The 21281-nt window shown below is 51.3% G+C and carries 19 protein-coding genes and 1 tRNA gene; 15 read left to right on the forward strand and 5 right to left on the reverse strand.

The window, feature by feature from the left end:
• The first annotated feature begins 50 nt into the window (after positions 1-50).
• The 11 genes from puuC (at position 51) to cbdX (ending at position 11426) form a co-directional block, all read left to right on the forward strand.
• On the forward strand, positions 51-1538 hold the full coding sequence (gene puuC / locus OGY04_RS13725) for an aldehyde dehydrogenase PuuC (RefSeq protein WP_048236025.1): 1488 nt from the start codon (positions 51-53) through the stop codon (positions 1536-1538).
• A gap of 2 nt (positions 1539-1540) precedes the next feature.
• Positions 1541-2821, forward strand: coding sequence for an NAD(P)/FAD-dependent oxidoreductase (locus OGY04_RS13730; RefSeq protein WP_048214853.1), 1281 nt, complete (start codon positions 1541-1543; stop codon positions 2819-2821).
• A 208-nt stretch (positions 2822-3029) separates the two neighbouring features.
• Positions 3030-4157, forward strand: a complete 1128-nt coding sequence (gene hyaA, locus OGY04_RS13735; protein ID WP_095533162.1) for a hydrogenase 1 small subunit — start codon at positions 3030-3032, stop codon at positions 4155-4157.
• Positions 4154-5947, forward strand: a complete 1794-nt coding sequence (gene hyaB / locus OGY04_RS13740) for a Ni/Fe-hydrogenase large subunit (protein ID WP_286585409.1) — start codon at positions 4154-4156, stop codon at positions 5945-5947. The genes hyaA and hyaB overlap by 4 nt, the downstream gene beginning before the upstream one ends.
• An 18-nt stretch (positions 5948-5965) precedes the next feature.
• Positions 5966-6700 carry a Ni/Fe-hydrogenase b-type cytochrome subunit gene (hyaC, locus tag OGY04_RS13745; protein WP_100271449.1) on the forward strand — a complete coding sequence of 245 codons (735 nt, stop codon included), beginning with the start codon at positions 5966-5968 and terminating at the stop codon, positions 6698-6700.
• On the forward strand, positions 6697-7278 hold the full coding sequence (hyaD, locus tag OGY04_RS13750) for a hydrogenase 1 maturation protease (RefSeq protein WP_286585411.1): 582 nt from the start codon (positions 6697-6699) through the stop codon (positions 7276-7278). Before hyaC ends, hyaD begins: the two co-directional genes overlap by 4 nt.
• A gap of 5 nt (positions 7279-7283) precedes the next feature.
• On the forward strand, positions 7284-7685 hold the full coding sequence (gene hyaE, locus OGY04_RS13755) for a hydrogenase-1 operon protein HyaE (RefSeq protein ID WP_048236031.1): 402 nt from the start codon (positions 7284-7286) through the stop codon (positions 7683-7685).
• Positions 7685-8542 carry a hydrogenase expression/formation protein gene (locus tag OGY04_RS13760; protein ID WP_286585425.1) on the forward strand — a complete coding sequence of 286 codons (858 nt, stop codon included), beginning with the start codon at positions 7685-7687 and terminating at the stop codon, positions 8540-8542. The genes hyaE and OGY04_RS13760 overlap by 1 nt, the downstream gene beginning before the upstream one ends.
• A gap of 88 nt (positions 8543-8630) precedes the next feature.
• Positions 8631-10175, forward strand: coding sequence for a cytochrome bd-II oxidase subunit 1 (gene appC / locus OGY04_RS13765; protein ID WP_286585412.1), 1545 nt, complete (start codon positions 8631-8633; stop codon positions 10173-10175).
• Between the two features lie 11 nt (positions 10176-10186).
• Positions 10187-11323 carry a cytochrome d ubiquinol oxidase subunit II gene (appB, locus tag OGY04_RS13770; RefSeq protein ID WP_286585413.1) on the forward strand — a complete coding sequence of 379 codons (1137 nt, stop codon included), beginning with the start codon at positions 10187-10189 and terminating at the stop codon, positions 11321-11323.
• Positions 11324-11336: 13 nt separating this feature from the next.
• On the forward strand, positions 11337-11426 hold the full coding sequence (cbdX, locus tag OGY04_RS13775; protein WP_003830863.1) for a cytochrome bd-II oxidase subunit CbdX: 90 nt from the start codon (positions 11337-11339) through the stop codon (positions 11424-11426).
• A gap of 52 nt (positions 11427-11478) precedes the next feature.
• On the opposite strand, the gene OGY04_RS13780 is transcribed toward cbdX, so the two are convergent.
• Together OGY04_RS13780 and pdxR are read right to left on the reverse strand one after the other, a co-directional pair.
• Positions 11479-12192 carry a GNAT family N-acetyltransferase gene (locus OGY04_RS13780; protein WP_286585414.1) on the reverse strand — a complete coding sequence of 238 codons (714 nt, stop codon included), beginning with the start codon at positions 12190-12192 and terminating at the stop codon, positions 11479-11481.
• A 190-nt stretch (positions 12193-12382) separates the two neighbouring features.
• Positions 12383-13852 (reverse strand): MocR-like pyridoxine biosynthesis transcription factor PdxR, encoded by a 1470-nt coding sequence (gene pdxR, locus OGY04_RS13785; protein ID WP_286585415.1) that lies wholly within the window; start codon positions 13850-13852, stop codon positions 12383-12385.
• A gap of 124 nt (positions 13853-13976) precedes the next feature.
• On the opposite strand from pdxR, the gene OGY04_RS13790 reads away from it, so the two are divergent.
• The 4 genes from OGY04_RS13790 (at position 13977) to OGY04_RS13805 (ending at position 18397) form a co-directional block, all read left to right on the forward strand.
• Positions 13977-14426, forward strand: a complete 450-nt coding sequence (locus tag OGY04_RS13790) for a GNAT family N-acetyltransferase (protein ID WP_191238834.1) — start codon at positions 13977-13979, stop codon at positions 14424-14426.
• 167 nt (positions 14427-14593) lie between these two features.
• Complete coding sequence (locus OGY04_RS13795; protein ID WP_286585416.1) at positions 14594-15598, forward strand: LacI family DNA-binding transcriptional regulator; 1005 nt, start codon at positions 14594-14596, stop codon at positions 15596-15598.
• 153 nt (positions 15599-15751) lie between these two features.
• Positions 15752-17203 carry a Na+/H+ antiporter NhaC gene (gene nhaC / locus OGY04_RS13800; RefSeq protein WP_008783827.1) on the forward strand — a complete coding sequence of 484 codons (1452 nt, stop codon included), beginning with the start codon at positions 15752-15754 and terminating at the stop codon, positions 17201-17203.
• 12 nt (positions 17204-17215) lie between these two features.
• Positions 17216-18397, forward strand: a complete 1182-nt coding sequence (locus OGY04_RS13805) for a MalY/PatB family protein (RefSeq protein WP_137377047.1) — start codon at positions 17216-17218, stop codon at positions 18395-18397.
• Positions 18398-18606: 209 nt separating this feature from the next.
• On the opposite strand, the gene OGY04_RS13810 is transcribed toward OGY04_RS13805, so the two are convergent.
• From OGY04_RS13810 to OGY04_RS13820, 3 genes are all read right to left on the reverse strand, one after another.
• Positions 18607-18682: transfer RNA gene (locus OGY04_RS13810), tRNA-Thr, on the reverse strand.
• A 165-nt stretch (positions 18683-18847) separates the two neighbouring features.
• Complete coding sequence (locus OGY04_RS13815) at positions 18848-19312, reverse strand: methyltransferase family protein (RefSeq protein ID WP_270561963.1); 465 nt, start codon at positions 19310-19312, stop codon at positions 18848-18850.
• 265 nt (positions 19313-19577) lie between these two features.
• Positions 19578-21026 carry an EAL domain-containing protein gene (locus OGY04_RS13820; protein ID WP_286585417.1) on the reverse strand — a complete coding sequence of 483 codons (1449 nt, stop codon included), beginning with the start codon at positions 21024-21026 and terminating at the stop codon, positions 19578-19580.
• Between the last annotated feature and the right edge of the window lie 255 nt (positions 21027-21281).

The following is a 21281-nucleotide window of genomic DNA, read 5'->3' on the forward strand; positions in this document are numbered from 1 at the left end:
TGAAAAAGATCAGCAACGAACTTTATCTTATTGATATAAAAGGAGTAGCTATGAACTTTCAGAATCTTAAATATTGGCGTGAGAAAGCCAGCCATTATTCACCAGAGACCCGTTTATTTATTAACGGCGAATATTGTGCCGCCGCTGATAACGAAACCTTTATTACACTGGATCCGGCAGGACAACGTCCTCTGGCTAAAGTCGCCCGCGGTAAAAAAGCGGATGTGGACCGCGCGGTCACCGCAGCCCGTACCGTCTTTGAACGCGGAGACTGGTCGCAAGCATCACCCGCAGAGCGCAAAGCGGTACTGCACAAACTCGCCGATTTAATGGAGCAGCATCACGAGGAGCTGGCGCTACTGGAAACGCTCGATACCGGTAAACCGATTCGCCATAGCCTGCGTGATGATATTCCCGGCGCGGCACGCGCCATCCGCTGGTATGCCGAAGCTATAGATAAAGTCTATGGCGAAGTTGCCACCACCTCGGTGAACGATCTGGCACTGATTGTGCGCGAACCGGTAGGCGTGATTGCCGCCATTGTACCGTGGAACTTTCCTCTGCTGCTGGCCTGCTGGAAACTCGGCCCGGCACTGGCTGCGGGTAACAGCGTAATCCTCAAGCCTTCCGAAAAATCACCGCTGACCGCCATTCGCCTGGCTGCGCTGGCTAAAAAAGCAGGTTTGCCCGATGGCGTTCTCAGCGTTGTTAGCGGGTATGGTCACGAAGCGGGTCAGGCGTTGTCACAGCACCCGGATGTTGATGTGATCACCTTTACCGGCTCGACTCGTACCGGCAAGCAACTGCTCAAAGACGCTGGCGACAGCAACATGAAACGCGTCTGGCTGGAAGCCGGAGGTAAAAGCGCCAACATCGTGTTTGCCGACTGTCCGGATCTGCCGAAAGCCGCCGCTAATGCAGCGGCAGGTATCTTCTATAACCAGGGCCAGGTTTGTATCGCCGGAACGCGCCTGCTGCTGGAAGAGAGCATTGCCGACGAGTTCATCGCCCTGCTGAAAGAGCAGGCGAAAAACTGGCAGCCTGGCAACCCGCTGGATCCGGAAACCACGATGGGCACGCTTATCGACAATGCGCATGCCGACACCGTAGACACGTTTATTCGCGACGGTGAAGCGCAAGGCACGCTGGCGCTGGATGGCCGCAGCCATGTACATCCTGCGGCTATCGGCCCGACGATTTTTGTTGATACCGCACCGCAGGCCCACGTCAGCCGCGATGAAATCTTCGGCCCGGTACTGGTCGTCACCCGTTTTAGCAGCGAAGCCGAAGCTCTGGCGCTGGCTAACGACAGTGACTACGGCCTCGGCGCCGCGGTCTGGACCCGCGATTTGTCGCGCGCCCACCGTATGAGCCGTCGCCTGAAAGCCGGCTCAGTCTTCGTGAATAACTACAACGACGGTGATATGACCGTGCCGTTCGGCGGTTATAAGCAAAGCGGTAACGGACGCGATAAATCCCTGCATGCGCTGGAAAAATTTAGCGAACTGAAAACCATCTGGATCTCCCTGGAGTCTTAATCATGACTGAACATACCAGCAGTTATTACGCCGCAAGCGCCAATCAGTACGAACCGTTTCCGACCCTTAGCGAATCGGTTAGCTGTGATGTTTGCGTCGTGGGCGGTGGTTATACCGGACTCTCCTCCGCCCTGCATTTAGCGGAAATGGGTTACGACGTGGTGCTACTGGAATCCGCGCGTATTGGTTTCGGGGCCAGCGGACGTAACGGCGGTCAGTTGGTGAACTCCTACAGTCGCGATATCGACGTCATCGAACGTACCTATGGCCCGGACGCCGCTAAAATGCTCGGTGGAATGATGTTTGAAGGCGGCAATATCATCCGCGAACGCATCAAGCGTTATCAGATCGAATGCGACTATCGTCCCGGCGGGCTGTTTGTAGCGCTGAACCACAAACAGATGGAAACGCTGGAAGAGCAGAAGTCGAACTGGGAACGCTACGGCAACACGCAGCTTGAACTGTTAGACAGCAGTGAAATTCGTCGCGAAGTCAGCAGCGATCGTTATGTCGGCGCGCTGCTCGACCACAGCGGTGGTCATATTCACCCGCTGAACCTGGCGATTGGCGAAGCTAACGCCATTCGTCTGAACGGCGGACGCGTCTTTGAGCAGTCGCCAGTCACCCGTATTCAGCACACCAGCCCGGCGGTGGTCAGCACTGAAAAAGGCCAGGTGACGGCCCGCTTTGTGATCGTCGCGGGCAACGCCTATCTCGGTGACAAACTGGAACCTGCGCTGGCAAAAAGCAGCATGCCGTGTGGCACGCAGGTGTTAACCACCGAACCGCTGTCGGCGGAGATGGCGCGCTCGCTGATCCCGAAAAACTACTGCGTGGAAGATTGTAACTACCTGCTCGATTACTACCGTCTGACCGGAGATAACCGCCTGCTGTACGGCGGTGGTGTGGTCTACGGCGCTCGCGATCCGGACGATATTGAGCGTCTGGTAATGCCGAAACTGCTGAAGACCTTCCCGCAATTGCAGGGGGTAAAAATTGATTACCGCTGGACCGGTAATTTCCTGTTAACGCTGTCTCGTATGCCGCAGTTCGGCCGTCTTGATACCAACATTTACTATATGCAGGGCTACAGCGGCCACGGCGTGACCTGTACTCACCTGGCAGGGCGCCTGATTTCCGAACTGCTGCGCGGGGATGCCGAGCGCTTTGACGCGTTCGCCAAACTGCCGCACTACCCGTTCCCGGGAGGCCGCAGCCTGCGCATTCCGTTTACCGCCATGGGGGCGGCATATTACAGCTTACGCGATCGCCTTGGGGTTTAAGTTCTTCCGCGATAAACCCGACGCACAGGGCGATCCCCCCTGTGCGTTTTTTTATTCCTGGAAAGCGAAAAACAGATAACAGGTACGAAAATATCGCAATAGGACATAACCACACTCTTTGCATTGTTTCTCCCTTCCGATCGGATACGCTTTTTTAGATATCGCTGGCGGCATGCGCCAGAACTCAACGGGGGAAGAAACGCGTGTTATGAATACGAATAACGAGGAGACCTTTTATCAGGCGATGCGCCGCAAAGGCGTAAGCAGACGCAGTTTTCTCAAATATTGTAGCCTCGCGGCTACATCGCTTGGGTTGGGAGCCGGAATGACGCCCAGAATTGCCTGGGCGCTGGAGAACAAACCCCGGATCCCGGTAGTCTGGATCCACGGGCTGGAATGCACCTGCTGCACCGAATCATTTATCCGCTCCTCTCACCCACTTGCCAAAGACGTCATCCTCTCCCTGATTTCCCTCGATTACGACGACACGCTGATGGCCGCCGCCGGAACGCAGGCCGAAGAGGTATTTGAAGACATTCTGAGCCGCTACCACGGCCGATACATTCTGGCAGTCGAAGGCAACCCTCCGCTGGGCGAGCAAGGGATGTTTTGCATCAGCAGCGGACGCCCTTTTATTGAAAAGTTAAAACGAGCCGCAGCAGGTGCCAGCGCAATTATCGCCTGGGGAACCTGCGCCTCCTGGGGCTGCGTGCAGGCTGCCCGGCCTAACCCTACCCAGGCTACGCCGATCGATAAGGTGATCACCGATAAGCCGATCGTGAAAGTGCCCGGCTGCCCGCCGATTCCGGATGTCATGAGCGCCATCATTACCTACATGGTGACATTTGATCGTTTGCCTGAACTCGATCGTCTGGGTCGTCCGCTGATGTTCTATGGTCAGCGTATTCACGATAAATGCTACCGCCGCGCCCACTTTGACGCCGGGGAGTTCGTTGAGAGTTGGGACGATGACGCCGCCCGCAAAGGCTATTGCCTGTACAAAATGGGCTGCAAAGGGCCAACCACCTATAACGCCTGTTCCACCACCCGCTGGAATGGTGGCGTTTCTTTCCCCATCCAGTCCGGCCACGGTTGTCTGGGATGTTCGGAAAACGGCTTCTGGGATCGCGGTTCGTTCTACAGCCGCGTGGTTGATATTCCACAAATGGGGACGCATTCAACCGCCGATACCGTGGGCCTCACCGCGCTAGGCGTCGTGGCGGCCGGTGTCGGTGTTCACGCAGTCGCCAGCGCCGTCAATCAACACAACCGCCACAAACAGCAACTAGCCGACGCCGGACAACAGTCTCCAGACAATAAGGATAAACAGGCATGAGCAATTCGTATCAAACCCAGGGATATACGGTCAATAATGCCGGTCGCCGCCTGGTTGTCGACCCCATCACGCGCATTGAAGGCCATATGCGTTGTGAAGTAAACATTAATGAGCAGAACATCATCACCAACGCGGTTTCCTGCGGCACCATGTTCCGCGGGCTGGAGATCATTCTACAGGGGCGCGACCCGCGCGATGCCTGGGCATTTGTCGAACGAATTTGCGGAGTGTGCACCGGCGTACATGCGCTCGCCTCGGTCTATGCCATTGAGGACGCTATTGGCATAAAGGTGCCCGACAACGCCAACATCATTCGCAATATTATGCTGGCGACGCTGTGGTGCCACGACCATCTGGTGCACTTTTACCAGTTAGCCGGAATGGACTGGATTGACGTGCTGAATGCCCTGAAAGCAGATCCGCGCGCCACATCGCAGTTGGCACAAAGCCTTTCAGCCTGGCCGATGTCTTCTCCAGGCTACTTCTTTGACGTCCAAAATCGCCTGAAGAAATTTGTCGAAGGCGGTCAGCTGGGGATTTTTCGCAACGGTTACTGGGGACATCCGCAGTACAAGCTGTCGCCAGAGGCCAACCTGATGGGCTTTGCCCACTATCTGGAAGCGCTCGATTTTCAGCGCGAGATCATCAAAATCCATACGGTGTTTGGCGGTAAGAATCCGCATCCGAACTGGATTGTCGGCGGGATGCCGTGCGCTATCAATATCGATCAGAGCGGCGCGGTAGGCGCAGTCGATATGGAACGCCTGAACCTGGTGCAGTCGATCATCACCCGCACCGCTGATTTCATCAACAACGTCATGGTGCCTGACGCGCTGGCTATCGGCCAGTTCAATAAACCCTGGAGCCAGATTGGCACCGGGCTTTCTGATAAGTGTGTCTTAAGCTACGGCGCGTTCCCGGATATCGCCAATGACTTCAGCGCGAAGAGCCTGTTGATGCCTGGCGGCGCGGTGATTAACGGTGATTTTAGCAACGTCATGCCGGTGGACCTGGACGATCAGCAGCAAATTCAGGAGTTTGTCGATCATGCCTGGTATCGTTATCCGGACGATCAATTAGGTCGCCACCCGTTCGAAGGGATTACTGAACCCTGGTATAACCCGGGCGATGTCAAAGGCAGTGATACCGATATCAAGCAGCTCAACGAACAGGAACGCTACTCGTGGATTAAAGCCCCGCGCTGGCGGGGACACGCTATGGAAGTTGGGCCGTTGGCGCGTACGCTGATTGCCTATCACAAAGGGGATGCCGCCACGATTGAATCCGTGGATCGCATGATGTCCGCCCTCAAGCTGCCGCTGTCGGGTATGCAATCAACGCTGGGACGTATTCTGTGTCGCGCGCACGAAGCGCAGTGGGCCGTGAGCAAGCTGCAATATTTCTTCGACAAGCTGATGACCAACCTGAAAAACGGCAATCTGGCTACCGCAAATACCGAAAAGTGGGAGCCTGAAAGTTGGCCGCAGCACTGTCGCGGGATCGGTTTTACCGAAGCGCCGCGCGGAGCATTAGGCCACTGGGCATCGATTCGCGACCAGAAGATCGACCTGTATCAATGCGTGGTGCCGACCACCTGGAATGCCAGCCCGCGCGATCCAAAGGGACAAATTGGCGCTTACGAGGCGGCGCTGATGGGCACCCAAATGGCGATACCGGATCAACCGTTGGAGATCCTGCGCACCTTGCACAGCTTCGACCCCTGCCTGGCATGTTCAACCCACGTACTCGGCGACGACGGCAGCGAACTTATCGCCGTCCAGGTTCGCTAAGCGTTAAGGAACGGAACGATGACTGGAAAAACATCCCCACGCGTCGGGGAGGCGCGTGATACCACCACCAGCCACTATGTGTTTGAAGCGCCAGTACGCTTGTGGCACTGGCTGACGGTGGGCTGCATGTTGGTGTTGATGGTGACCGGATACTTCATTGGCCGACCGCTGCCGTCGGTCAGCGGTGAGGCCACTTATCTGTTCTATATGGGCGACATTCGGCTGGTGCATTTCGCCGCCGCCATGGTGTTCACGGTGATACTGCTGATGCGCATTTACTGGGCCTTCGTCGGTAACCGTTATTCACGCGAACTGTTTATCGTGCCGGTCTGGCGGCGCAGCTGGTGGCAGGGTGCGTATTCTGTGGTGCGTTGGTATCTGTTTCTGGAAAAAAAACCGGGAGATGATATCGGTCATAACCCCATCGCACAGGCGGCGATGTGCGGTTATTTTCTGCTTTCCGTTTTTATGATCCTCACCGGTTTTGCCTTATACAGCGAACATAGCCAGTACGCCATTTTTACCCCTTTCCGCTATGTGACAGAGTTTTTCTACTGGACCGGCGGGAACTCTCTCGATATCCACAGCTGGCATCGGTTAGGGATGTGGTTCATCGCCGCCTTCATCGTAGGCCATGTGTATATGGCGATTCGTGAGGACATCATGTCTGACGAAACCGTCATCTCAACCATGATTAACGGCTTTCGTAGCCATAAGTTTCCCAAGGGTCAGCACGATAAGGAGGCGTCATGAGCGAACCTAACGTCATCGTGATGGGCTTAGGCAACTTGCTGTGGGCAGATGAAGGGTTTGGTATTCGCCTCGCTGAGCGCCTGTACGCCCATTATCACTGGCCAGAATCGGTAGAGATTGTTGACGGCGGCACGCAGGGACTGAATCTGCTGGGCTACGTTGAGCAGGCCAGCCATTTGCTGCTGCTTGACGCCATCGACTACGGGCTTGAGCCGGGAACCCTGCAAACTTACGCCGGAGACAAAGTCCCGAGTTACCTCAGCGCTAAAAAAATGAGTCTGCATCAGAACAGCTTCTCTGAAGTGCTGGCTCTGGCGGATATTCGCGGCCATCTCCCCGCGCACATCGCTCTGGTGGGACTACAGCCGGTACAGCTGGACGACTATGGCGGCAGCCTGACCGACATCGCGCGCGCTCAGCTCCCGGCGGCAGAACAGGCCGCGCTTACGCAACTGGCCGCGTGGGGCATTGCGTCACAGACAAGCGATGAAACGCGTTGCCTGAACTATGACTGCCTGTCGATGGAAAACTATGAAGGCGTGCGTATTCGCCAGTATCGCGTAACGCTGGAGAGATAATTAACATGTTGAATGACCAACCGTTTTCTGCGCTATGGCAGCGAATGCTGGCTAAGGGCTGGCAACCGCTGAGCGCATCTGAACTGGATGACTGGATAACCCGCGTGCGTAATGGCGTGGTCCTGCTCAGTAGCGATCCTCGCCGTACACCGGAAGTCAGCGATAACCCGGTCATGATTGCCGAGTTGCTCCGCGAGTTTCCCCAGTTTGACTGGCACATCGCCATGGCGGATCTTGAACACAGCGAGGCGATCGGCGATCGCTTTGGCGTGTTCCGTTTTCCGGCTACCCTGGTGTTTACCCAAGGTGAGCTGCGCGGCATTCTCAGCGGTATCCACCCGTGGGCCGACTTGCTCAACCTGATGCGTCCCCTCGTTGAAGAACGTATACCGCCGGAGTCTGCATGATGAGCGATTCCTTTTTTCATCTGCTGGGGCCAGGAACGCAGCCAGGTGATGACTGCTTCAGCATGAATCCCTTGCCTCTCACCTGCCAGGTCAACAGCGACCCCAGCATGGCAACACTGGAAAACTGTCCGCACAGCCCGGCGGTGATGACATTGTTAGCCGATGTGCGCCACCAGCTCACCCAGAGAATTCCCGCCAAACAGGATGTGCTGGGATGGGATTTATCCTCGCTCAATGCAGACGATCTCACCTTTCTGAATACGCTACTCGGCGAAGGCGAAGTTTCCGTGCGCATTCAGCATGCTGACGGCAGGGCGAGCGAGATTCAGGAGTCGATTTTCTGCGGTATCTGGCGGGTGCGTTGTCAGGATGACAAGGGGCAATGGCAGGAACATCTGGAAGTAGGCAGCGCACCACGGGCACTGTGGCAGGCGGCAACAATCAATACGCTGCCGGACGATAGCCTGCTGCCTCCGCCTATAGATGGGTTGATGAATGGCCTGACGCTGGCCCAGGAACTGCTGGCGCACGTGCGCAATCCGGCAGCGCAACCCCATAGCATTAACCTCACCCAACTGCCGATTAGCGACGCGGATCGCCTGTTCCTCGCCCGCCTGTGCGGCGAAGGGCACATTCAAATCCGCACCATCGGCTACGGCGAGAGCCAAATCGACGCCACGGCGCTGCGCCATGTCTGGCATGTTCGCTGTCTGGATACCCTGAAAGGGCTTCTGCTTGAGAGTTATGAGATCTGTCCGTTGCCGGAACTGGTGTTGGCCGCACCGGAAGATCTGCTCGACTCGCTCGAGCGGCTGGATGAAGTCTGCGGCTGGCTGGCATCCGGCCCGCCTGCCTGATCCCCTCTTTAGACCCGCGTACTTTTCTACTGCGGGTCTGACGTTTTCTTCCTTACCTATTCACTCTCTAATGCCTGATGGAGTTCGCATGTGGGACGTCATTGACCTATCGCGCTGGCAGTTTGCGCTGACCGCGCTGTACCATTTTCTGTTTGTTCCCCTGACGCTGGGGCTGATTTTTTTGCTAGCCATCATGGAAACCCTGTTCGTGGTGACCGGCAAAACAGTCTACCGCGACATGACGCGTTTCTGGGGAAAGCTATTCGGTATTAACTTTGCGCTCGGCGTGGCAACCGGCCTGACCATGGAGTTTCAGTTCGGGACTAACTGGTCGCTCTATTCCAACTATGTGGGTGATATTTTCGGTGCCCCGCTGGCGATGGAAGCCTTGATGGCCTTTTTTCTTGAATCCACCTTCGTGGGGCTGTTCTTCTTTGGCTGGCAGCGCTTAAACAAGTATCAGCATTTACTGGTGACCTGGCTGGTTGCGTTTGGCTCTAACATCTCGGCCCTGTGGATCCTCAACGCCAACGGCTGGATGCAATATCCAACTGGCGCTCACTTTAATATTGATACCCTGCGCATGGAGATGAGCAGCTTTAGCGAGCTGGTCTTTAACCCCGTCAGCCAGGTGAAATTTGTGCATACCGTGATGTCCGGTTATGTCACCGGCGCCATGTTTGTGATGTCCATCAGCGCCTGGTATTTGCTGCGTGGTCGCAATCGCGAGTTCGCCCGGCGCTCCTTCGCGGTGGGTTCCGTCTTTGGCACGCTGGCTATCCTCGGCACGCTACAACTGGGTGATAGCTCAGCCTTTGAGGTCGCCCAACTCCAGCCAGTAAAACTGGCGGCAATGGAGGGCGAATGGCAAACCGAACCGGCCCCCGCGCCCTTTCATGTCATCGCCTGGCCGCAGCAGGAGCAAGAGCGTAACGCCTTTGCCGTGAAAATACCGGCCCTGCTGGGTATTCTGGCGACCCACTCTTTGGATACGCCGGTTCCGGGACTCAAAAATCTGATGGCGGACGCGTTGCCCCGTCTACAGCGGGGGCGAGAAGCGTGGTTATTGTTGCAGGAAATCGCTAAAGGTAACCGCACGCCGCAGGTGCTGAAGGCTTTCCACGTCGTAGAAAATGATCTGGGTTACGGCATCCTGCTGGCGAACTACGCGCCTGACATGAACCACGTTACGCCAGCGCAATATCAGGCCGCGCAACGCGGCACCATTCCGCAAGTGGCCCCCGTGTTCTGGAGCTTTCGCATCATGATTGCTTGCGGTTCGCTGCTGCTACTGGTGATGGCGATTGCGTTGATACAGACCTTACGCTGGCGTATCGACCAGCATCGCTGGGTACTGCGCATGACGCTATGGAGCCTGCCGCTCCCGTGGATTGCCATCGAAGCTGGCTGGTTTATGACGGAGTTTGGCCGCCAGCCGTGGGCGATTCAGGATATTTTGCCGACATGGTATGCCCACTCCGCGCTGAGCGCAGGCCAACTGGCCTTCTCGATGGGGCTAATTCTCACGCTTTACACCCTGTTTTTAATTGCTGAGGTCTACCTGATGCAGAAATACGCGCGCCTTGGTCCAGATGCAATGCATAACCAGCAACCAACGCAACAACAGGGATAAAGGAGACAATCATGTTGGATTATGAAACGTTGCGGCTCATTTGGTGGCTGCTGATTGGCATCATTCTGGTGGCCTTTATGGTCACTGACGGGTTTGATATGGGGGTCGGCTGCCTGTTACCGCTGATCGCGCGAAACGATGATGAGCGACGGGTGTTAATCAATAGCGTCGGGGCGCACTGGGAAGGTAACCAGGTGTGGCTCATTCTGGCGGGTGGTGCATTATTCGCGGCCTGGCCGCGGGTCTATGCCGCCGCATTTTCGGGGTTTTATGTGGCAATGATCCTGGTGCTGTGTGCCCTTTTCTTTCGCCCGTTGGCCTTTGATTATCGCGGCAAAATAGCCAATGCACGCTGGCGTGCTATGTGGGACACTGGGTTGGTTATCGGGAGCCTGGTCCCTCCTGTTATCTTCGGCGTCGCGTTCGGCAACCTGTTCTTGGGCGTGCCTTTTATCTTCACACCACAGCTTCATGTGCAATACCTGGGCACTTTCTGGCAGTTACTCTCACCCTTTGCGCTGCTGTGCGGCGCATTAAGCCTGATGCTGGTTATTCTGCAAGGGGGCGTGTGGCTCCAGTTGAAGACCGACGGCATTCTTCACCAACGCGCGCTCTCTGCTACCCGTCGTAGCGCAATGCTGGTCGTGCTCTGCTTTCTGTTAGCCGGTTACTGGCTATGGACGGGGATCGACGGCTATGTGTTGCTTAGCCAGGATCCGAATGGTCCTTCCAACCCGCTGTTAAAAATGGTAACGACCTCACCGGGCACGTGGATGGCGCACTTTTATCAGTCACCACTGCTGTTAATTATTCCGCTGCTTGGCATGATGTTCCCGATGCTCGCGATCTATGCCTGCGGGCAACGTCGGGCCGTATGGGGATTTTTGTGCGCTTCACTGACCCAGGCCTGCGTGATCTTCACCGCCGGAATCACCCTGTTTCCGTTTGTGATGCCTTCAAGCGCGTATCCGCTCTCCAGTCTGACGGTGTGGGACAGCACTTCCAGCCAGATGACGCTCAGTATCATGCTGGTTATTGTGCTGATTTTTCTACCGATCGTTCTGCTTTATACCGTGTGGAGTTATTACAAAATGCTGGGACGAATCAGTGTAGAAACGATCCGCCGCCACAATCACGAACTTTACTAGGGAGGACTGTACGATGTGGTATCTGTTTTGGTTTGTCGGCATTCTGCTGATGTGCGCACTCTCCACACTGGCGCTGGTCTGGCTGGAGTCGCGGCAGAAATAATACTGCGCGTGCGCTACGCTTTCTGGCTCCCCGGTTTATTCGGGGAGCTTTTTTATCCCCTTTCCATCAGCTCGCCAAGGCGCCGAATCTGCCGTCCCTGGTGATCGAAATTACGCTCATCGAGCCACAGATCGTAGGCAGGACGGAGTATCGGGTACTCGCCGTCGATGATTGAGTACCATGCGGTATCACGATTTCGTCCACGGGTAACGATAGCCTGCCGAAATATACCTTCAAAACTGAAGCCAAAGCGCTCTGCCGCCCTACGGGAAGGCTCATTGAAGGCATCACATTTCCATTCAAAACGGCGATAGCCCAGCTCCTCAAAAACGTACTTTAAAAGCAATGATATGACTTCCGTTGAAATTCGCGTGCGTTTCATGCGTACGGAGTAAGAAACATGCCCTACCTCAATCACACCATTTGCGGGATCAATCCGCATAAGAGCAAACGTACCAACAGGTTTCATACTGGTTAAATCGATCACGGCAAAATGCATCGGATCTGTCTGTTCTTCCATGTGTTTTAAATAAACCAGGAAGGCATCAAAAGTTTCAAAAGGTCCGACCGCCAGATATGTCCAGTCACGACAATCGCTTGCTTCGCAGTACGCTTCATACAACTCTTTTGCATGGCGTTCGGTGTTAATGCGTTCAAGCTTACAATAGCGACCTGTAATTTGCTGAGCCTGTGGAAAGGGTGCGCCTTTCCAGTCAGACAAAGTCATACCTACGGGTTGTTGGAATTGATTAAAGACGCCCGGCATATCTGTACCTCTTACAAAACAGAACTAAACCAGCGCAGGGTATGATCAAACTGAGCAGTCCAAAAGAACCACAATGCGTGTTTTTAACGGATCCACACTATTTAATTGTACAAAAAACAGACGCTATATTTTTACACATAGCGAAAGAAACGTATTTACTGCATTAATGTTAATAGTCGAATTAAATTTTTTAAATAACCTGAGCCAGACGACGTATCCCATCAACAATTGCCTCTACCGGATGATTTGCAAAACCAATCAAAATCCCCTGTCGTGATACATCGCTCTGGTAATAACGACTTAGTGATAGTATTCCCATCCCTAGTAATCTGGCTTGCTCCTCAACTTCATTTCCGGTTAATCCGTTTTGTAGCCAGCACACAATATGGACGCCAGAGTCAGAAGGCTGCACAATCATTTTATCAGCCAGGTATTCTTGAATAGCATTGACCAGCGCAGTTCTTCTTTCATAGCATGCCTTACGAATTCGGCGCACATGACTGGCATAGTGACCATCCTCAATAAAATTCGCCATCACAGCCTGTTCAAGATAACTGGTGCCAAGATCGGAAAAATATTTCGTCACCATAATCTGTTCTTGTAAATCCGGCGGGACAACTAAAAAACCTAAACGGAATTCCGGGTACATCATTTTAGAAAATGTTCCGGCGTAGATTACGCGTTGATTCTGATCTAATCCTTGCAGAGCTTGTAAAGAACGGTCGGCATAACGGAACTCGCTATTATAGTCATCTTCAAATATCCATGCCTGATTCGACTTCGCCCATTCCAGCAACTCAAAACGCCGGGATAAACTTAACGTTCCACTTAATGGATATTGATCCGACGGGACGACATAGGCCAGCTTAGCGTCAGGAAAATGATCAATACCATAGCGGACGTTCATTCCCTCGCTATCTACCGGTACCGGCCTCACCATCGCGCCAACTGACATGAAGGCTCCGCGAGCGCCTTTGTAACCCGGGTCGTCCAGCCAAACGTCACTTCCTGCCGACAGCAATGCTCGTGCAGTAATGTTCAATGCCTGTTGAATACCATTTACGATGATTATCTGATCTTCGTTACAGTTCACTCCACGCGTTGTTTTAATGTAGCGGCAAACCGCTTTTCTCAAAGGAAGGTACCCGCAAGGATGAGTGTGAGCGCCCAGTTGATGCCGGGATTGTCTCCAGACACGTTGCAGTAGCTTTCCCCATAACGCATGCGGGAAGAGATCCGTACACCCGACACCAACCGCAAATAGGCGGTTCATGCCGCGCCCTTCATACTCATTTGACCACAAATCGCGAACAGGATTATTTCGGCTGTGAACCTGTTCATCAGGCGAGACGACGCCCCCCGACGCCATCTTTGGATAGCTATTGCTGATACTCCGATCCGGAATATTATGTGAGACATATGTTCCAGACCCTTTACGGGTCAGGATATACCCTTCATCTAATAGCCTGTCATAACCGGCGATCGCTGAGTTTCGTGAAATTGACATCATCTCGGACAATGCCCTGGTTGACGGCATTTTTGTTCCTGGCGGCAATCGCCCTTCGAGGATGTGATCGCGGAGGATGTGGTAAACCTGCTCCTTAACCGCGCCTTTTCCTAAAACAAATCCTTGAAATAAAGGCGCATTGTTTTTCTTCATTGTATTAACCTTTATACTAAAAGTGGATCCTATCAATATATCGAAAGTGTCTCTTTACGAGAATTTATAAAGTTCTTAGTATCATCATACTAACACATTACTCGTATAAAATATCAGGATATATATGACTAACATGAATACCGTTACTATTGAAAGTGCAGAACAAAAAGACTACGCCTGCTGGCTTCCTTTATGGATAAACTATCAAACATTTTATCGCACTAAAATTTCAGATGAAGTAACAAAATTAACGTGGGAGCGTTTCCTTACCCCGAGCGAACCTGTTTATTGTGCTGTTGCCAAATATGATGGAAAAATAGTGGGACTGGTGCATTATCTCTTTCACCGTTCAACATGGGCAGAATCCAACTATTGCTATCTCGAAGATTTATTTGTTAGCGAAGAGGTACGTGGTCAACATATCGGTAAACAGCTTATCGAGTATGTCCAACAACAAGCCAAAAAACACCACGCGTCAAGATTATACTGGCATACGCATGAAACCAATCTCCGTGGACAACGTCTGTATGACTGGGTGGCCCAAAAGAGCGGGATGATCGAATATCGTATGTAAGGATAATAATACTCAGGATAGTATTTAATTATTCAGTACTAAAAATAAGCCTCTGAGTAGATATACTCAGAGGATGTCTCGGTGACAAATCCCCCCAACCTGAATAAGATAAGGAAAAAAACCAGCGATAAGCAAATTCTTAAGAATCAAAAAGGTAAAGAGCCAGCATGGCAACGATAAAGGATGTTGCAGAGTTAGCGGGAGTGTCCACCGCAACAGTTTCACGTGTTATTAATCAAACCGCGTGGGTTGAACCCGTGACGCGTGAGCGTGTTGAAAAAGCCATGCGCGAACTGAACTATCATCGCAATGCCGCCGCTATTGCATTAGCGAAACGCAGCGGTGACATGCTCGGGTTATTGACCGGCAACCTTGCCGATCCCTTTTTTGCCAGGCTTGCCCGAGGCGTGGAAGAAGTATCACGCCAGCAGCAATTTCGGCTGATGGTATGCAGCGGTGGCCACGATGAAGGAATGGAAAAATCAGGACTCGATTTCCTGATAAACCAGGGCTGTGAAGCTATTGTGGTCCATGCCAGTAGGCTGTCTGAAAAGGAACTGTTGCGATATGCCGCTCATTTTCCTGCCATGGTGGTCGTGAACCGCTATATTGCCGGGATGGCCAATCGCTGCGTGTGGCTGGAAAATAGTCAAGCTGCTAAAACAGCCACGCGACATCTCCTGGAACAGGGGCACCGTTGTATTGCCTGCGTGACAAGTGATTTACCGATTATCGATCGCCGTGAGCGGCTGGAAGGTTATCGCCAGGCGCTGGCCGAATATGGCATTACGCCAGATAAAAACTGGGTGATTAGCGTGCCCTTTAATGAAGAAGGTGGCGAACGCGCTGCACATCAGCTGCTTAATTGCGGCATTCCTTTCACCGCAGCGGTGACATTTAATGATGTGATGGCCGCCGGGATTATGCGCATACTCCATCAGCAGGGAATTACACTTCCGCAGCAGCTTTCGATCGTTGGATTTGATGATGTGGTGATGGCCCGCTATCTCTATCCCGCACTCACAACAATGCATTATCCCGTTGAGCGCATGGCTCGCTGCGCTTCGCAGCTGGCGATACAGCTTTTTAAGGGCGCAACTCAGCGTCCCAGCGTGAATAGTTTCACTGCGGATTTAGTAATCCGCGATTCTGTTCTTCCCCCCTCTCTCTGAAATCAATGCGTAAATCGTCAAGCCCCTGAATTGTGATCGACTTCAAGTTTAACGTCTTCATGTAATCGCTTACATGAGGGCCAATGAGCGATCACAGTCAGGCAAAAGGGTGTTCTCTACTCTTGAGCGACCTTACAGACTGGAGATTCATGAATGAATGCCTCTCAAAATCAGAAAAAAACACTCTCATTTGGACTGGCAGTAATCCCTATTTTAGCCATGCTACTGCTGTTAATTATTGGCTACGGCATCATGGGGCTACGTATTGAGCCTTTGTTGCTATGTTCTGCTGCAGTCGCCGCGGGTATGGCCTGGTGGCAAGGGTATTGCTGGGAAGACATCATTAATTCGGTGGTTGATAAACTCGCCAAAGCAATGCCGGTTATCATGATTCTTATCTGTGTCGGCGGCCTGATTGGTACATGGATGTTCAGCGGCACCATCCCTTACATGGTGTACTGGGGACTTAAACTCATCAGCCCCGAATACATTCTCATCGCCGCATTCTTTTTGACCAGCGTCGTATCGGTGTGTACCGGAACCTCCTGGGGTTCCGCCGGAACGGTTGGCGTAGCATTGATGGGCGTTGCCGCCGGACTGGATGTTTCGATGGCAGCAGCGGCAGGTGCCGTTGTTTCTGGCGCTTACTTCGGTGACAAGATATCGCCGCTGTCAGACTCCACCAACTTTGCGGCCATTGTTGCAGATACCACCCTTTTCGAGCATATCCAGCACTTATTATGGACCACCATTCCCAGCTTTCTGCTTGCCGCCGTGGTTTATCTTATTGCCGGCCACAGCAATATGCTGGGCGAGGTCGCCACGCCGCAACGGGTTACCGATATTGTCAACGCTCTGGAGTCGCTATACCACTTCAATATCATTCTGATTTTGCCACCGGTTATTGTGTTGTGGGGCGCGATTCGTAAAAAGCCGGTCATTCCTTTAATGCTGAGTGCATGCGTATTAGCCCTGATTCTGGGCGTTGTCATGCAAGGACTCAGCATCAAGCAGGGACTGGATGCCTTTATAGATGGATTCAACATTACTATGTTCCCGCAAGGGAGTGAGGGCATTATTGCAGATGTTCCGCGCCTGCTGAACCGCGGCGGAATGTTCTCAATGATGAGCACTATCCTACTGGTATTTTGCGCATTCTCTTTTGCCGGTGCCTTAACGTTAACCGGCGCACTCAACATTATCATTAACCGCTTACTGACGGTCATTCACAGTGTCGGTCAGTTAATTGCGGCAACCATTGGTACCACCCTTCTGGTGACCGGAGCGACAAGCGACGGCAAGCTGGCTCTTCTGGTTCCAGCTGAACTGTTTAAAGACGCATATCGTCGTATGGGACTGGATACCAAAAATCTGTCCCGCACCATTGAAGACGCTGGCACCGTCATTGAGCCGTTGTTGCCGTGGACCGCTGCCGGAGTTTATATGGCCACGACATTAGGAGTGAGCACGCTGGATTTATTGCCATGGGCGATTCAGTGCTATGCCGCAATCTTCTTCGCCTTGATTTACGGTTTCACGGGAATCGGTATTGCGAAGGCGCCATCAGTGGCAGAAACAGAAAAAAATATTACGGCAACAGAATAGGGAGAGCATGTAATGGATTTTAATAAGATTATCGATCGTCACGATACCGCCTCGTTGAAATGGGACTTTATGGCGCGATATTTCGGCGAGGATACACATCAACTGTTGCCAATGTGGGTGTCTGATTTTGACTTTACTTGCCCGCCCGCTGTTCAGGAGGCTTTAACTCACCGCGTCGGGCACGGTATTTTTGGTTACAGCGAACGACCACAAAGCTACTTTGATTCATTAATTTCATGGTTCTCAACCCGGCATCAGTTGGAAATCAAGCAAGAGTGGATCTGCAGTATTGAAGGTGTTGTTCCGGGATTATCGCTACTCGTACAAATGCTAAGTCAACCCGGTGAAGGCGTGGTCGTTCAGGGGCCTTATTATGGTTCATTCGCTAAAATTATCTCTCTGAACGGCAGACAGCTGCTGGAAAATCCGTTGTATGAGGACCCGGCTACCGGTTATCAAATGGATTTTGCTCACCTGGAAATGTTATTCCGGACTGAACGTCCGCCGTTGATGATTTTATGTAATCCGCATAATCCAACCGGTCGTTGTTGGACTGCACAGGAGCTGGAACAGCTACTTACGCTATGCGAGACCTATGATGTAACGTTGCTGTCTGATGAGATATGGGCAGATTTATTGCTTCCAGGAGAACAATTTACTTCAGTTCTGCATCTGGGAGAACGCTGGCATTCACGTGTAATTTCAGCCACTTCAGCCAGTAAAACGTTTGGTTTGTCGACATTGCGTATTGCTAATTTTCTGATACCGGCACCGGCATTGCGTGAACACTTTTTACGCCGTCTGGATGCGCATGGACTGGATGTATTCAATGCGCTATCCGTCGAGGCGAGTACGGCTGCATGGCAACATGGTGCACCATGGTTAGACGATTTACTTGGCTATCTGGCTGAAAATCGACGCTGGTTTATTCAACAAATTGATGAATATCTCCCATGGGCTCGGGTTGTTCCTTCCCAGGCAACGTATCTACTGTGGATAGATTGCAAAGCGCTTGGACTGGATGATGAGCAGCTCAAATGGGTAATGCTTGATGTTGCCGGTATTGCGCCTTCAATGGGAAATGGCTTTGGTCCTGCTGGAAAAGGTTTTATCCGCCTGAACATGGGATGTCCACGCGCCTACCTCGAAAAAGCGGTAGAGGGCTTGAAGCGTATTGCATTTACATCCTGTTGAATCTGCTCAGTAAACGAATCGGCCCTGGCGCAGGGCCGCTCGATATTATCAGCCATTTCGACGAGGCCTGATTAACGGCCTCTTAACTACCAACCAAGAATGGCGATACGGAGAACGTGGTGCAGGTTACCCGAAAAATAAGATGTGCGCTGAAAACCGCAGTAAACGGGGTTTGCGTTGATTTCGGTAGACTTGAGAAGAGTTTGAAATGGTGCCGATAATAGGAGTCGAACCTACGACCTTCGCATTACGAATGCGCTGCTCTACCAACTGAGCTATATCGGCCCTGATAAGGACATGCCCACGAATGTGAACACGGGGTAGAAGGTTAAAACTAACCGGGCGATGCGTCAATGGCCTTGCGAATCAAACGCCTATTTTTGCATCATCCGGATTCAATTACGCACGAATCGTGTCGTCACAGGCGTCCATGTACGCTGCAAGGGAATTCTATAACCAGCGGCGAACACGCTGCTCATAGCGTTTCCATTCCGGCCCGAAATGTTTTCGCAGTTGTTCCTCTTCAAAATCAATATGTAATCTGGCAACCACCAGTATAAACAGCGGTGCAGCCAATATTCCAATCAGGCTACCGACGTAAAGAGCAAAAGCTAACTGGAGTCCACTCATTCCAAGATAGATTGGATTGCGGCTCCAGGCATAACATCCGCCAGTAACAAGCGTGGTCGATTTCTCTGCATGCAGTGGGTTTAGCGTCGTACGTTTCTTCCGCATCTGCCACGCGGTATGCAGTATCATCGCCAGACTGACGCTAGCCAACAATGCACTTATTACGATAGTCACCGCGCCAAATGTGAAACGCGGGATCGCCGTCAACGCATCCGCGATGAGGAATAATAACAGGATGAGTGGTGGTGGAAGCCAGACTCTTAATTTTGTCAGGAAAGGACGCATGGCTACGGGCTAACCTCAGTACCTGTTTGATTAACGCTGATATCACTATAAATACCCCGTTTAAGATACATAAACAAACGGTGCATACTTCAATGTAGGACTTTTTACTTAACCAGACAGAAAGGCAGCGATGCAAAGACGCCCATACCAGAGGCGTCTGCCCCTGGTGTTCAGGAAAAAATCATGCTGCAGGCCATGTCAGCTCAGAGCACATACCCGTTTAAAGGTTTTACCCTTCATATGTAAAAACCGTGTCAAAAATGAATTACGTAGATAAAGGTGAATCCGACGCTGATTCAAACAAATCTACAGACTGCTGGTAATACCGGATAAAATCATTAAATGTCACCGGCGGTAGAAACTGATACCCCTGCAGATAGTCAACATTATTTTTTCCCAACCATTGTTGCTGATAGTCATTTTCAACGCCCTCAGCCACCGTACGTAACCCCAGAAGTCCTGAAAGGTGAGTAATTGACTCGAGCATAGGGATATATTGATCAACCTCTTTAATTTCCTTAATGAAGCTTTTATCAATTTTGATTACATCCAGGTCTAACTCATTGAGATAGCAGAGATTAGCGTATCCAGTACCAAAATCATCCAAAGCGAACAAAACACCTTTATTTCGTAACGAACGAATAAGTTCTTTGATTGCAGGCGTGATCGTGAACGTCTGGTTCTCTGTTATCTCTATCATCAATTTTATCGGAAGACCTTGCGTTATCTCCATAAAATTAAGACATTCCCAATAGAATACGGGATTATTTAAACCTGACGGACTGACATTAAAAGAAACGAACAGTGTTTTATTAATGCTCGCGCCTCCAGAGACAAGATTGCTCGCAACAGCGGTCATTAAATAGCTAGTTAACTCATTGATTAAGCCACTTTTTTCAGCCAATGGAATAAACTCTCGCTGAGAAATAGCATAGTTATGTCCCTGTGGCCAACGAGCCAAGACCTCAACGCCACAAACATCGCCCCTGATATTCACGATGGGTTGAAAATAAGGAATGATCTCCTCATTCCTTATTGCCATACTCAGTCTACTAGTATCCGAAACATCATATGCGTCAGTGTAAACTGTATCCCCACTCACATTATTATTGATTATAGAACCTTCATTTAATAAATTATTTCGGGTTAAAAAGATAACAGTTTCATTAAAATTGGAAAAGCCGAGGCGAGCAGTAATTTTATCCCGATATCGATACACTGACTTAATTGTTAGCGAATTAGCAATACAGAAATCATGCAGTTTTTCTTTTGTGAATGATGAATACAGCATTTCTTCTTCAAATTCAGTCAAGTTAAAAGTAAACATCGGTGAGTCTTTATTGACTTCCACAACTTTGTTAGGTGCCAATAAACTCTCTTTTAATTGAGCGATCAACTGCTCCGACAATTCCCCCCCATTGATAAAGGAATAGTCTTCATATCCCCGATTAACAGGCAGGGTTTCGCACATCCGCAGAACAATACAGTGTATGTTGATGAACTGTGTACTGTTTCTCTGAAGCCATTTTTTGACCAATAATAATGGCAACCGGTTATCGATCACCAGCAAGCAGGACGGATATTGCGACATAACTGACTGCGTGCCAGAAATAAATGTCCGTGCATCGATCAATACCAGATTTGGTAACCATGCTTTTATTCCTGAAAAAAGGAAAGTATCATAACTGAGCAGAAAAATTTTTTTCGTATTCATAGTTATCACCAACTTAAATTTATGGCATAGCAGGTCCCTCGCTCTATTCACGAGAGAATATACAACACCTTCGACCTCCAATAATCACAAGGCGATTCGTGATATAACTTTATCCATAAGCCATATCACGTAAATTCAGAATTTATAATCACAGTTATCCATATGAGTATTCTCATCACACCGTAAGTTCCATTTAAAAATTGAAAAAGAAAAAACTCCATTTCTTAATCAGTACAAATCCCTTTACTCACTTTC

Origin of the sequence: Citrobacter sp. Cpo091, from assembly GCF_030332645.1 — a bacterium.
Classification (GTDB): domain Bacteria; phylum Pseudomonadota; class Gammaproteobacteria; order Enterobacterales; family Enterobacteriaceae; genus Citrobacter; species Citrobacter portucalensis.

Excerpts from the sequence above, each read along its gene's own strand:
- nhaC (WP_008783827.1), top strand. The coding sequence starts at position 15,752 with ATGAATGCCTCTCAAAATCAGAAAAAAACACTCTCATTTGGACTGGCA.
- hyaD (WP_286585411.1), top strand. The coding sequence starts at position 6,697 with ATGAGCGAACCTAACGTCATCGTGATGGGCTTAGGCAACTTGCTGTGG.
- hyaB (WP_286585409.1), top strand. The coding sequence starts at position 4,154 with ATGAGCAATTCGTATCAAACCCAGGGATATACGGTCAATAATGCCGGT.
- pdxR (WP_286585415.1), bottom strand. The coding sequence starts at position 13,852 with ATGAAGAAAAACAATGCGCCTTTATTTCAAGGATTTGTTTTAGGAAAA.
- puuC (WP_048236025.1), top strand. The coding sequence starts at position 51 with ATGAACTTTCAGAATCTTAAATATTGGCGTGAGAAAGCCAGCCATTAT.
- hyaC (WP_100271449.1), top strand. The coding sequence starts at position 5,966 with ATGACTGGAAAAACATCCCCACGCGTCGGGGAGGCGCGTGATACCACC.
- OGY04_RS13820 (WP_286585417.1), bottom strand. The coding sequence starts at position 21,026 with ATGAATACGAAAAAAATTTTTCTGCTCAGTTATGATACTTTCCTTTTT.
- cbdX (WP_003830863.1), top strand. The coding sequence starts at position 11,337 with ATGTGGTATCTGTTTTGGTTTGTCGGCATTCTGCTGATGTGCGCACTC.
- OGY04_RS13795 (WP_286585416.1), top strand. The coding sequence starts at position 14,594 with ATGGCAACGATAAAGGATGTTGCAGAGTTAGCGGGAGTGTCCACCGCA.
- OGY04_RS13730 (WP_048214853.1), top strand. The coding sequence starts at position 1,541 with ATGACTGAACATACCAGCAGTTATTACGCCGCAAGCGCCAATCAGTAC.
- OGY04_RS13815 (WP_270561963.1), bottom strand. The coding sequence starts at position 19,312 with ATGCGTCCTTTCCTGACAAAATTAAGAGTCTGGCTTCCACCACCACTC.
- OGY04_RS13790 (WP_191238834.1), top strand. The coding sequence starts at position 13,977 with ATGACTAACATGAATACCGTTACTATTGAAAGTGCAGAACAAAAAGAC.
- OGY04_RS13760 (WP_286585425.1), top strand. The coding sequence starts at position 7,685 with ATGAGCGATTCCTTTTTTCATCTGCTGGGGCCAGGAACGCAGCCAGGT.
- hyaA (WP_095533162.1), top strand. The coding sequence starts at position 3,030 with ATGAATACGAATAACGAGGAGACCTTTTATCAGGCGATGCGCCGCAAA.
- appC (WP_286585412.1), top strand. The coding sequence starts at position 8,631 with ATGTGGGACGTCATTGACCTATCGCGCTGGCAGTTTGCGCTGACCGCG.
- hyaE (WP_048236031.1), top strand. The coding sequence starts at position 7,284 with ATGTTGAATGACCAACCGTTTTCTGCGCTATGGCAGCGAATGCTGGCT.
- appB (WP_286585413.1), top strand. The coding sequence starts at position 10,187 with ATGTTGGATTATGAAACGTTGCGGCTCATTTGGTGGCTGCTGATTGGC.
- OGY04_RS13780 (WP_286585414.1), bottom strand. The coding sequence starts at position 12,192 with ATGCCGGGCGTCTTTAATCAATTCCAACAACCCGTAGGTATGACTTTG.
- OGY04_RS13805 (WP_137377047.1), top strand. The coding sequence starts at position 17,216 with ATGGATTTTAATAAGATTATCGATCGTCACGATACCGCCTCGTTGAAA.